Here is a 12,038-nt window from a genome sequence, read left to right as displayed (position 1 = left end):
TTTCGTCGCTTGCGTCTCCTAAAGCGGAGTTTTTGTATAAACTCCTGATGAGTAAGCAAAGAAACAGATATATTTCACCTTTTCTAAATAAGCAAAAATTATGTCATCAGTAAAGATTTTTGCTTAATTTCCTTTGTTATTTACAATACAGCATATACTTAATAAGCCGACATTTCTAGAGCAAAAGATTTTCGTTACGTGAGATACACCTAATTTCACTAGATATGCTGTCAGAGTCATTCACATATTATTAATACTGATGTACTATGATGAGGACAATCCTCAATCAATTTAAAATACATTTTGTCGCAGTCTACTAAACAAAATCCCCAGCCACAGGGGGATGGAGATTTTTGAAACTATTTAGGAGCTACCATTTGATTGACTAAAACTACTAGTGACAACATCCCTAAAATAGTCATTAATCCCGCAGGCATAAACTTGCGTGTTCTAACCAACCTTAATGCAAAAAAGACTACCAGTGCAGCAGTTACCACAGTTGCTAAAATTAAACCCCAAGTTTGTCCTTGGAGTTGCAAGTAAGCAGCAACAAATAGTAATAAACCACTAACAACACCACTAAGGAGAGAAACTTGACTATTAGCCTGAAAGTAGCCAATAATGCCACCAATAAGCGCTAACATACCATAGGCGATCGCAGCAGTTACACTTAAATTCATTGTTAAACCTTATCTAGATGTTGATGATGTGGTCAACAGTCAACAGTCAACAGTCAATAGTGAAGGTTTTGGACTAATGACTACTGACTACTGACTAAGTTAATTGATGGATAATCCAGTAATGTCGGCAATTACTTCTCTATATCCCCAAGTACAATTTCTCCAACGCCAAGCAGCGTCCCTTTTACTGTACCAATCAGTCCTACAAACTGATGTCGGGATTGCATTTCAAGAACTATTACAAGCCATACGTTATGCTGATGCTGATGCTAGGGGTTCTCTTCAAGCCTATGGCAATTACTTTCACGCTTTAGCTACGAGAAAGCAAAATTGGGAAGATTATTTAGTTTCGCAAATTTTGATAGCCGAGAATCCCTTTAGCAAACTTACTCAACAGCAAGACTTTAAAGATTTACCCCCGGCTTTAATCTCAGCCGTAAAGCATGATTTACAAGTCTTACAAAGTCTTTATGAATGTAATAGTGCTGTTTTGAGTCAATGGGTGCAAGCCGTAGCACATTTACCTATTTCACCTGTGGTATGGTATTTGGAACAAGATGATATGGGGTCAGAAACAGCATTATCTTTACATCATTTAGAGCATTGGGCAGATGCAGTCGAAGAATTAGCCATTTATTATCAGAAATTTGGGATAGGTTTATTTGCTCAATACCGCGCCTTACGCTGGCAAGATGGGGAATTTGTTGGTATTCCTTACCCTGACCCAGTTAAGCTAGGTACACTCGTGGGCTATGAGTCACAACAAGAAGCCTTATTGAAAAATACAGAATTTTTATTATCGGGTGAGAAAGCGCTGCACGTATTACTTTATGGTAGTCGAGGGGCGGGGAAATCTTCCTTAGTCAAAGCCTTATTAAATGAATATAGTCATCGCCAACTCCGTTTACTGGAAGTGTCAAAAGCAGACTTAAAAGATTTACCCAAGATTGTGGAACAGTTACGCGGAGTGCCACAAAAATTTATCATTTTTGTTGATGATTTATCCTTTGAAGAAGACGATGATGCCTTCAAAGCGCTGAAAGTTGTTTTAGAAGGAAATTTGACAGCCCGTCCCCAAAATGTAGTGGTTTATGCTACCTCAAATCGCCGCCACTTGATTCGAGAGTTTTTTGCCGATAGACCTAGCTTGAAAAATAATGAAGAAGTCCATGCTGGGGATACAATGCAGGAAAAACTTTCCTTTAGCGATCGCTTCGGCTTAACCCTCACCTTTGAATCTGCCGATCAAAGCACCTATCTAAAAATTGTACGCCATCTAGCAGCCCAAGCAAGAATTAGTATCAGCCCAGAAGAGTTAGAATATCAAGCATTACAGTGGGCAACACGCCATAATGGACGTTCTGGGCGTACTGCACAACAATTCATAGATTTTCTCAAAGCAGACACATTTGTGTTTGCTGCAAATAACAGTATCTTAGATACCCAATCATGAAAATAATTGTTGCGTGATTTCAATATTTTGTTACTTTCACAACAATCTTATCCACAAACACTTACAACTAGAGTGACTAACACCAGAATATGAAGAGTAATAATTGGCAACGCTGCTCAGTCAAAAAGCTTAACTAAGCTAAAAATCAGCAATATGCAACAAGTCATAGTAAGTAATCGATTTATTTTAGGCATAGTTGCCTTTAGTGTCAGTTTTGGTTTGAGCCTAGTTCCCAAATGGAATTTTAGTCAAGCTTTTTTCACAGGTTTAATTACAGTAGTAGCTACTTATGCAGCAGCCTTATTTGTAGATAAGCGACGGAGGAATTATGAACTATTACTTTTAAGTTCACTCCGCAAACGCATTCAAGAAACCGAGGGTCTGAAGTCCAGGCTGGCCAGAGAAATTGAACAACTAGAGACCCATCGCAGTTTATTATACACAGAGTCACAGCAGCTAAAAAATCAAATTTTAGATGGACGTAGTCAAAGAGATAGTTTACATCGGGATTTAGGAGTTTTTGCCAGTCAAAGAAAACAGATAGAGTCGGAAATCGCTAACCTAAAATCTACAATTTGTAGCTTAGAAGAAAATCAAATAGAATTGAACAATTCCTTATCTACACTAGCATCGGAAAAACGTAGATTAGAATCTAACCATCATGTCTTTCGGACAGAAATTACTCAGTTACAATCCCAAATTAGTGACCTGAATCAAGAAAAGCAAGAACTTGAAAACAGTATTACTTTGCTGGAAAGGATAAAACCTCAATTAGAAGAAAAACTTTATGAACTGCGAATTACTATACAAAATTTAGAGTCAGAAAAAAACAAGCAATCTCAAATACTTCTAGATACTACCAACGAACATGAAAGACTAGCTGCAAACATTGACTATTTACAAAGTCAAAAAACAGAACGCCACAACGAACTACAACAAATCCAAAATGAAATCTTTTTGTTGCAACAAGAACGAGACAGCCTGCAAAATCAAGTCTGGGAACTCTTACAACAAATAGAAACATTTAATCAAGAATCTATTTCTGTTAATACATCAGAACAAACAGGAACATTTTTTCCCTTTTCAGATGTTCTCGAAAATTTAGATAAATTAGATGCTGAAAATGATACTACATCCCCAGATTTACCCGAAGAATGGCATACATTATTAAAGCAATTACCTAGTCATGAAATTCAGGTATTAAAAATTATCATGGAGCAAGACAATCCCCACGCATCGATCAAAAAAATTGCCGAAGCTAACATCACTATGCCGAATTTGTTGATTGATTCCATCAATGAACGTGCTAATGACACTATTGGTGAATTAATAATTGAAACTGACATAGACGTACCAAAAATTTATGCAGAACATATAATCAATGTCAGAAACATAGTTGCATTGTACGAAAACTTCATAGCTAGACACGCATCCTCAAATTAAATATCCCTATCTCATTGTAAAATATATATAAACATAATGTGATCATTACAAAATCTATGTACGTGGGGCCTAGAAATTATCCAAAAAACATGATGTTATTCTGATTATTTAAAGCTTTACAACACAACATACAATAAAAAGCGGCTAGGGACTAGAGAATAATAAATTTACCCCCCACTCAGCGCTATAAAATTGGCATTGATATCCCGTACATCAAAATACATGGCAAAGCTCAAAATCCCGAAAAAAACCTCAACTGCTTTGATTAATTCACTAGGTGCAGGAGTAGTACCCAGATTAGGAGTAGAACATATAGCAGTTGGTCGAGAAAAAGAACTTAAAAGCCTATTACAAAATCTCAATGATATTGCCGAAGGCGTGGCAGCATTTCGTTTTATCATTGGTAACTATGGCGCGGGAAAAAGCTTCATCCTCCAGATGGTTCGTAACCGAGCAATGGAGCAAGGTTTTGTAGTTGCTGATGTTGATTTATCTTCTGAACATCGCCTAGCAGGAAGCAACAATGAAGGTCTAGCAACCTATCGAGAATTGATGAGTAGCCTTTCGACCAAAACCCGTCCTGATGGTGGTGCGTTAGTTTCAATTCTAGAAGGATGGATTAACAAAATTCAACAAGAGGTCGTTAAAGAAACTGAGCTACGTCCCAATGATGAGGGTTTTGATGACCAAGTGGAAGCCAAAATTCGAGAAGTTGTTCAGTATATAGAAGACTTAGTTCATGGATTTGATTTTGGTAGCATTATTATTGCTTATTGGCGTGGCTACCGCTTAGACGATGATGATTTAAAAAATTCTGCTCTGCGCTGGTTACGGGGAGAATTTAATACTAAAACTGAAGCCAGGACAGCTTTGGGCGTAAGGATAATTATTGATGATGATAGCTGGTATGACTATATTAAACTCCTAGCTAAATTCGTGGCAGAGATTGGTTATAAGGGATTACTAATTTTAATGGATGAAGCAGTTAATCTTTACCAAATATCTACTACAGTTACTCGTGAGAAGAACTATAACAGATTACTAGCAATGTTTAATGACACTATGCAGTGTAAAGCAGAACATTTAGGTATTGTTATAGGTGGGACAACAAAGTTTTTAGAAGACCCTAATCGAGGACTCTTTGCAGACCAAGCTTGGCGTAGACGCACAAAAGAGAGCCGCTTTGCTGCACAAGCAGATATGCAAGAGTTTATTGGGCCGGTTATCCGCCTGAATCCTTTAAGTGAAGCAGAAATTCTGACACTTTTGCAGCGTTTAACTGAAATTCATGCCCTTCATTTTGGTTATGACAAGATTTTGACCAACAAGGAATTACAAGAATTTGTCAAAGAAATTGTCAGTCGTTTAGGCGCAGAAGCATTATTAACACCAGGAGAGATTGTGAGGGATTTTATTAGTGTGTTGAATATCCTACACCACAATCAAAACATTAAGTTTAACGAGCTAATTCATGGTTCTAGTTTTAAACCTACTGCTGTGGGTAAAGATATCGGTGTAGATGAGGATAATGCAGCCGAATTTAGCTTGTGATTTTGAAGTTTTTTTCAACACTAAGCCAGGACTTACGCAACTGGCATAATAGTAGGGTGCTTCAGAGGCGAAAAATCCTCTAATGCGTACGAAATTATTGGGGCTGACGCACCCTACAGTTACTAAAAATTTGACGATAAAAATTTAGATAATAAAAAGGGCTTCGGGAATAGTACTTATCCCCAGCCCCTCTTGTTACTTTACTAATCTATATGCGGATGAAAGGACTTGAACCTTCACTCCTCTCGGAACTAGAACCTAAATCTAGCGCGTCTGCCAATTCCGCCACATCCGCTTATGCAACTATACTAGTGTAGCACGTTATGTAAGGGAATAGGCAATAGGAAATAGGAATTAGTTAAAAATTCGTAACAATTACCAAAGCCCTATTTGATTACATTACTCCTACACGAGGTAGGCGATGTTTAAATCCACAGAGAATTTCCCAGGAAATGGTATTTAACTGTTCTGCCCAATCATCAGCTGTGATTTTTTCTTTTCCTTGTTTCCCAAGTAAGGTGACAATTTCCCCTTCTTGTAGGTCTGGTAAAGCACTAACATCTATCATCAACTGATCCATCGTGATAGCACCGATTTGTGGTACTCGCTGACCACGAATTAAAACCTGCATTTTGTTGGATAGATTACGCGGTACTCCATCAGCGTAACCAATACCGACAACGGCAAGGCGCATTTCATGGGGGGCGATAAATTGGTGTCCGTAACTTACGCCAGTACCAGCAGCAATTGTTTTGACGTGGGTAACTCGCGCTTGGACTTGGATGACTGGTTTTAGGCTGATTTTCTGCTGTAAATGAGGGGCTGGATAGAGTCCATACACAGCTAAACCTACCCGTACCATATCGTAGTGTAATCTTGGATCTGCCAAGGTTGCAGCCGAGTTTGCTAAATGCAGGCAGGGAATTTTAATACTCAAAGCTTTGATTTGAGCGATCGCCTCCTCAAATCTTCTATACTGTTCTTCCATAATCCTTGGATCTGGGCTATCTGCTGTTGCTAGGTGAGAGTAAACGCTAGCAATATCCAAATGGGGTAAACGCTCTACTAACTGTACAAATTCCCCTGCTTGTTGCCAGTTAGTCCCAAGTCTAGACATCCCTGTATCTAACTTAATATGTACAGGTATGGGAGAATCATGCTGGATAGTCTCCAAGGTATTGGAAAATATTAAAGCTTGTTTAGGACTACCAATAGTTGGTTGCAGTTGCCATTGAGCGATCGCCTGAATTTGTTCTGGTGTATGGGTAGCCCCTAAAATCAAAATGGGCGATTGAATACCCGCCTCTCGCAGTTGAATACCCTCCGGAACAGTGGCGACACCCAAACAACTAGCACCTGCTTGTAATGCTGTCTGCGCTACCGTTACAGCACCATGACCATAAGCATCTGCTTTGACTACCGCCATTAACTGAGTACGCGGTGATAAAAACTGCTTCAGTTGCTGGACATTGTGCGACAACGCCTCTAGGTCAATTTCCACCCAAGCGCGTTGTGAAAACCAAGCATAGGTATCACACTGTTGATGAGCAGCCATACTTGAGGCTTGTTGGCGACTTAACATTTTACTCCCCCTTATTACACCACTGCTTTTTAACTGCGTATTTATGTGTATTTCCACTTCTGATAACCACATCAGAGTTAATCAGGAAGTTTAACGCGCATTTCGCAACAGATACAACATACTGGAGTAAAATTTTGAAATTTTCTCGCTCAGGTGTTGATCAGGGAGGGGGTTATAGACTCAAACCTAGTGTGTTTTACTCCAGACTCCACCTCTTAATTAAAATTAACAGGTTCTTTTTGCTACTAATAACTAGCACTAAGAAGAGCTAAAATTCTGTTTTCGACTGAGGTAATAGGCAATTAAGAGGGGTTTTGAGCCATCATCAATAACCGACAGGATCAATTACTCAATTATTGCGGAAGTATACTTTAATCTCCTCTCCCAAGGAGAGGAAAATCGTGTTAATATATGTAAAACTAATACCTTGAGCGCTGATCAATGGGTAAGGTTTTAGTCCTAAACGCCTCTTACGAACCGCTCAACATAACGAGCTGGCGACGCGCTGTAGTTCTGTTAATCAAAGGCAAAGCAGAACGCGTTGAACATAACGGTAGTTTTCTTTACTCAGACTTTCCGTTACCAACTGTAATCCGGTTGCGTCATTACGTCCGCGTTCCATACAAGGAAATTCCTCTGACCCGTCGCAACATATTGCATCGTGACGGACATACTTGCCAATACTGTGGCTATACTGGGGACGAACTGACATTGGATCATGTAAATCCGCGATCGCGCGGCGGTGGTGATAGCTGGGAAAATATTGTAACGGCTTGCGTGCGTTGCAATGTCAAGAAAGGCAGTCGCACACCCCAAGAGGCACGTATGCCTTTGCGTCATCTTCCTCGTCAACCCTATAGCAGTCTGTATTTTGAGGTCAGCAAGCATCTCAAAAATGGATTGCATCAAGAGTGGCAAAAATATGTTATAGGACTTTGACACTAACACAGTAACCTTTGATACCCAGTTTTTTGTCACCTAAAAGTAGGTGCTATATTTACTTGTCTATTTGATTGCACTTTGTCAGCCTGATTTTAAGCCTTATAAAGTGCCAAACTGGGTATAAATTCGATTTGTCCTTTATCCTGTGATGGATATTTTGCCTACGAGTGGTGTAGGGGAGTACTCAATTAACCAGTTAAATAGCCAACAGCCTCCTATGATAACACACAAATCAGGAAAATAGTAAGATAAATCGTGAAAGCAGTTTTTTATAGAATAGTTTTCTTTCAATCTTTACATTTACGCTGACGCAAGCAGTCTCCTGTCTGCTCGTCCCTAGCTGATATTTGCCACGGAATCATCTGTGACTGAGTATTTTTGCTGTAAGTCATCACAGCAGTTGTACTCACAGTCTGAGTCATGAAACTGGAAACATTACTACCACTAAAAATATTCACCCAGGCATGAAAGAAACACATAGGTAATGCCATGAGGCTAATGTAAATCTGCCTATTCATCCCAACCTCAGCAAAATTTTTAATCATCTACGGTGGAAGCTCTGCGAAAATAGCCAGAAGAGCTTAGTTTTACGTTCTGTAGATGCCACCTGATGAATCGGAGTTTAGAACTGCATATTGTACGACTGATGCTATCTCCCGTGACTTAATGATGCTGTTCCCACAGACGTGATGAAAAAATTAATTCTTCCTACTTTTGTCGTAGCAGTTGCGATCTAAGCTTACGGAGCAAGTATTTTTTCCCAGTGCAGAGTCAAGAGTGGATTACTTCCCCATATTCTTATAGTCTGACATATTTTTCTGTTCATCCTCACCCCATCTGGAAATTTTCGCTTTGAGTGGGTTTCTCCTATCGTGGTAGCTGCTTCCCCAGATACAATAGTTAGCAAATGTTGCCTACCACCTGAGCCATGACCCCCTCACAAGAAGTAGATACAATAAACACTCCTGAGATTGATACAGAAGGATACGGCAACTCAGATATTGATTCTCTCGATGAGTTGCCTGGTGAAGTCGAAATGTCCCTATTCGACCACCTAGAAGAATTAAGACAGCGCATCTTTTATTCACTGATTGCCGTAGCAGCGGGTGTAGTTGGCTGCTTCTTCGCCGTCAAGCCAATTGTTCAGTTACTAGAAGTTCCAGCCCAAGGCGTTAAATTTCTCCAGCTAGCCCCCGGAGAATATTTCTTTGTTTCTCTGAAAGTTGCAGGCTACACTGGCTTGTTACTTTCTAGTCCTTTCATTCTCTACCAAATTATTTTGTTTGTTCTCCCTGGATTAACTCGGCGCGAACGTGGTCTACTTGGGCCTATTGTTTTAGGGTCAAGTGTGCTGTTTGCCGCCGGTTTAGTCTTTGCTTATTTACTTTTGATTCCCGCCGCTTTGAATTTTTTCATCAGTTACGGCGCGGATGTAGTCGAACAACTGTGGTCTATCGACAAATATTTTGAATTTGTACTATTGCTTTTATTTAGTACTGGGTTGGCTTTCCAAGTTCCCATCATCCAACTTTTACTAGCTAATTTAGGTATTGTTTCATCCCAAAGAATGATTTCTGGCTGGCGATTTGTAATTATGGCAGCCGTGGTTTTAGGTGCTGTACTTACACCTTCCACAGACCCCCTAACTCAAAGCCTTTTGGCAGGCGCAGTACTTACCCTTTACTTTGGTGGTATTGGTTTAGTGAAGCTGACAGGTAAATGAAAAACCTGCGATGTGAGAATTCAGGAGTCAGAATATATCAGATTTTGGTATTTCAGTTTAGTACTTTGAAGAAAACAAAAGCCATCAGAATTTCTTGATTTTATATCATTTTGAATTCTGAATTCTGATTTCTGAATTCCTCCTTCGCTGGGATTCATAACTTGAAAAATTATGCAAATTAGTTATGAAAATTTAGCAAAGTGATTATTATAAATAATTATTTTAATACACCTTAATAATCACCATTTTCTGCTACCAATATTTCAGATAATCCATTCAGATGCACGTTCACCCAAATCTAGAGGTATGCTGACAGCTTTACCGAGTCGAGGGCGCTCTTTTGTTTGTGTAATAAATGTTTTCACTTGGACTGCACCACCTAAAGCATGAAGGTAATTGGCGACACTATCAAGATGCTCTTGATATTCGGTTTCACTCATAGGGAAAGAAGCTTGCTCCAAGTATTTCCACATGACTTGTAAAAATATCTTGCCTTGTGTCCGGCGAAACTGGACATCATAAGAGTATCCCCATTTATCCAGCAATAGTTGGCGTAATTCCTGTCCTGTCATAGTTTTTCTCAACTAGATTTTACATTTAGTTATGACGTTAAGTTCCGTAACTCAAGTATGATAAGGATATAAAGAAATGTAATGCTAGCAGAAAGGATGCGAGATATATCTTGAAACAAAGAATAACAGCATCGTTACAAGCGTTAGCATTTCAACCAGACAGGAGTTGCTCAAGCATTTAGCGCTCTTGTCGAATGCTTAACAAAATACACGAAGAGCGCGTAGATTATGGCTCAATTTTCTGAATCCGTAGACGTTCCCGATATGGGGCGACGTCAGTTCATGAACCTGCTAACTTTTGGAACCGTCACTGGTGTGGCTCTGGGTGCATTGTATCCCGTTGTCAATTACTTTATTCCACCTGCAACTGGTGGCGCTGGTGGCGGTACAACAGCAAAAGATGAGCTGGGCAACGATGTTAGCGTCAGCAAATTTCTAGAAAGCCATAATGTAGGCGATCGCACTCTAGTTCAAGGACTCAAGGGCGACCCCACCTATATCGTGGTAGAAAGCAAAGAAGCCATCACAGATTATGGCATCAACGCCGTCTGCACCCACTTGGGTTGCGTCGTCCCCTGGAACGCGGCAGAAAACAAATTTAAATGCCCTTGCCACGGTTCTCAATACGATGCAACGGGTAAGGTTGTTCGCGGCCCAGCACCAAAGTCTCTGGCTTTGAGTCACGCTAAAACCGAAAACGACAAAATCGTTTTAACTCCTTGGACTGAAACCGACTTCCGCACCGGTGAAGAACCCTGGTGGTCTTAATGATTTCGTTCTGTGTCAGTAGTCAGTTGTTAGTTGTGAATTTGCCACTGACCACTGACCACTGACCACTGACTATTGACTCTTGACTAAATTCAATCGTTGCCCCTATAGAGATGAGAAATGCTTGTACAAGAGCGAGGTTAACTCGCACTGCTAGAGCAATGGTAAAAACATTGTTCATAGCGATCGCCAGCGTGACATTTTTCTTCACCAGCGACTTAGCCCTTCCCCAATCAGCTGCTGCATATCCTTTCTGGGCGCAGCAAACTTACCCAGAAACCCCCCGCGAACCGACAGGTAGAATTGTTTGCGCTAACTGTCACCTAGCAGCGAAGCCCACAGAAGTAGAAGTTCCTCAATCAGTACTACCCGATACCGTATTTAAAGCCGTTGTTAAAATCCCTTACGACACCAGCGTGCAACAAGTTGGTGCTGATGGCTCTAAGGTCGGCTTAAACGTCGGTGCTGTACTGATGTTACCCGAAGGCTTCAAGATTGCTCCTGAAGACCGCATTCCCGAAGAACTGAAAGAAGAAATCGGCGATGTTTACTTCCAACCCTACGGCGAAGATAAAGACAACATCGTCATCGTCGGGCCTTTACCCGGTGAACAGTACCAGGAAATCGTCTTCCCTGTTCTTTCTCCCAACCCTGCCAACGACAAGAACATTCACTTCGGTAAATATTCAGTTCATGTTGGTGGTAACCGGGGACGTGGACAAGTTTATCCCACAGGTGAAAAGAGCAACAACAACCTTTATAGCGCTGCTGCTACCGGGACAATTAGCAAGATTGCCAAACAAGAAGGCGAAGATGGTAGCGTTAAATATCTAGTAGACATCAAAACTGAGTCTGGAGAAGTTGTCAGCGACACTATCCCCGCAGGCCCAGAATTGATTGTTTCTGAAGGACAAGCTGTCAAAGCAGGTGACGCGTTGACCAATAACCCCAACGTTGGTGGTTTCGGTCAATTAGACGCAGAAATCGTTCTCCAAGATGCTAATAGAGTTGGCTGGTTGATTGCTTTCGTTGCTCTGGTGATGTTAGCTCAAGTCATGCTAGTTCTGAAGAAGAAGCAGGTGGAAAAAGTCCAAGCTGCGGAAATGAATTTCTAATACTCTCTGATAAATCAATACTTTTTAGACAGGCGATCGCCTGTCTTTTTTATGTCTTAAAGTCTCAATGAAGCAAATTTCACAGTCAAATATGAAAGATGTCTTTCTCCCCCTGCTCTTTCAAGCTAGAGGTGGGAAATACCCTACCGGACTAGTCGGCATACACACCTCTAGATATATTGCAAATTTTGTTGCAATAAAGTTATATT

Annotated in this window: 12 protein-coding genes and 1 tRNA gene; 7 read left to right on the top strand and 6 right to left on the bottom strand. The window is 40.4% G+C overall.

Features of this window, described 5'->3' with window-relative positions:
* Positions 1 to 359 precede the first annotated feature (359 nt).
* A complete protein-coding gene (locus ACM5QX_RS10930; RefSeq protein ID WP_011317278.1) occupies positions 360 to 680 on the bottom strand; it encodes a TMEM14 family protein in 321 nt (106 codons plus the stop codon).
* A gap of 106 nt (positions 681 to 786) precedes the next feature.
* Between ACM5QX_RS10930 and ACM5QX_RS10925 the strand changes: the two genes are divergently transcribed.
* The 3 genes from ACM5QX_RS10925 (at position 787) to ACM5QX_RS10915 (ending at position 5,127) form a co-directional block, all read left to right on the top strand.
* Positions 787 to 2,133: an ATP-binding protein gene (locus ACM5QX_RS10925; RefSeq protein ID WP_414753530.1), complete on the top strand. Its 1,347-nt coding sequence runs from the start codon at positions 787 to 789 to the stop codon at positions 2,131 to 2,133.
* 153 nt (positions 2,134 to 2,286) lie between these two features.
* Positions 2,287 to 3,576 carry a tellurite resistance TerB C-terminal domain-containing protein gene (locus ACM5QX_RS10920; protein WP_414753529.1) on the top strand — a complete coding sequence of 430 codons (1,290 nt, stop codon included), beginning with the start codon at positions 2,287 to 2,289 and terminating at the stop codon, positions 3,574 to 3,576.
* Positions 3,577 to 3,798: 222 nt separating this feature from the next.
* Positions 3,799 to 5,127, top strand: a complete 1,329-nt coding sequence (locus tag ACM5QX_RS10915; RefSeq protein WP_414753528.1) for an ATP-binding protein — start codon at positions 3,799 to 3,801, stop codon at positions 5,125 to 5,127.
* A gap of 213 nt (positions 5,128 to 5,340) precedes the next feature.
* Here ACM5QX_RS10915 and ACM5QX_RS10910 read toward each other — a convergent pair.
* A tRNA-Leu gene (locus ACM5QX_RS10910) sits at positions 5,341 to 5,422 on the bottom strand.
* A gap of 99 nt (positions 5,423 to 5,521) precedes the next feature.
* Positions 5,522 to 6,709 carry an alanine racemase gene (gene alr, locus ACM5QX_RS10905; RefSeq protein WP_414753527.1) on the bottom strand — a complete coding sequence of 396 codons (1,188 nt, stop codon included), beginning with the start codon at positions 6,707 to 6,709 and terminating at the stop codon, positions 5,522 to 5,524.
* A gap of 441 nt (positions 6,710 to 7,150) precedes the next feature.
* Between alr and ACM5QX_RS10900 the strand changes: the two genes are divergently transcribed.
* Positions 7,151 to 7,648 carry an HNH endonuclease gene (locus tag ACM5QX_RS10900; RefSeq protein WP_011317273.1) on the top strand — a complete coding sequence of 166 codons (498 nt, stop codon included), beginning with the start codon at positions 7,151 to 7,153 and terminating at the stop codon, positions 7,646 to 7,648.
* A 290-nt stretch (positions 7,649 to 7,938) separates the two neighbouring features.
* Here ACM5QX_RS10900 and ACM5QX_RS10895 read toward each other — a convergent pair whose 3' ends face one another.
* Complete coding sequence (locus ACM5QX_RS10895) at positions 7,939 to 8,169, bottom strand: hypothetical protein (RefSeq protein ID WP_414753526.1); 231 nt, start codon at positions 8,167 to 8,169, stop codon at positions 7,939 to 7,941.
* Between the two features lie 410 nt (positions 8,170 to 8,579).
* On the opposite strand from ACM5QX_RS10895, the gene tatC reads away from it, so the two are divergent.
* Complete coding sequence (gene tatC / locus ACM5QX_RS10890; protein ID WP_414753525.1) at positions 8,580 to 9,374, top strand: twin-arginine translocase subunit TatC; 795 nt, start codon at positions 8,580 to 8,582, stop codon at positions 9,372 to 9,374.
* A 263-nt stretch (positions 9,375 to 9,637) separates the two neighbouring features.
* Here the strand turns inward: tatC and ACM5QX_RS10885 are convergent, their stop codons facing one another.
* Positions 9,638 to 9,946: a DUF3067 family protein gene (locus tag ACM5QX_RS10885; protein ID WP_011317270.1), complete on the bottom strand. Its 309-nt coding sequence runs from the start codon at positions 9,944 to 9,946 to the stop codon at positions 9,638 to 9,640.
* Between the two features lie 228 nt (positions 9,947 to 10,174).
* Here ACM5QX_RS10885 and petC point away from each other — a divergent pair, with 228 nt between their 5' ends.
* Complete coding sequence (petC, locus tag ACM5QX_RS10880; protein WP_011317269.1) at positions 10,175 to 10,714, top strand: cytochrome b6-f complex iron-sulfur subunit; 540 nt, start codon at positions 10,175 to 10,177, stop codon at positions 10,712 to 10,714.
* 22 nt (positions 10,715 to 10,736) lie between these two features.
* Here the strand turns inward: petC and ACM5QX_RS10875 are convergent, their stop codons facing one another.
* The gene (locus ACM5QX_RS10875; RefSeq protein WP_162470530.1) at positions 10,737 to 10,895 is read right to left on the bottom strand and encodes a hypothetical protein; all 159 of its coding nucleotides are present in this window, start codon (positions 10,893 to 10,895) and stop codon (positions 10,737 to 10,739) included.
* Between ACM5QX_RS10875 and petA the strand changes: the two genes are divergently transcribed.
* Positions 10,828 to 11,829: a cytochrome f gene (petA, locus tag ACM5QX_RS10870; protein WP_041455941.1), complete on the top strand. Its 1,002-nt coding sequence runs from the start codon at positions 10,828 to 10,830 to the stop codon at positions 11,827 to 11,829. The two genes, ACM5QX_RS10875 and petA, sit on opposite strands and share 68 nt — an antisense overlap.
* Positions 11,830 to 12,038: the final 209 nt, after the last annotated feature.

The organism is Anabaena sp. CCY 9910 (assembly GCF_963920875.1).
In the GTDB taxonomy this organism is placed as follows: domain Bacteria; phylum Cyanobacteriota; class Cyanobacteriia; order Cyanobacteriales; family Nostocaceae; genus Trichormus; species Trichormus variabilis.
The sequence above is the reverse complement of the archived record's forward strand: the minus strand, read 5'-3'. Positions and strand labels throughout refer to the sequence as shown.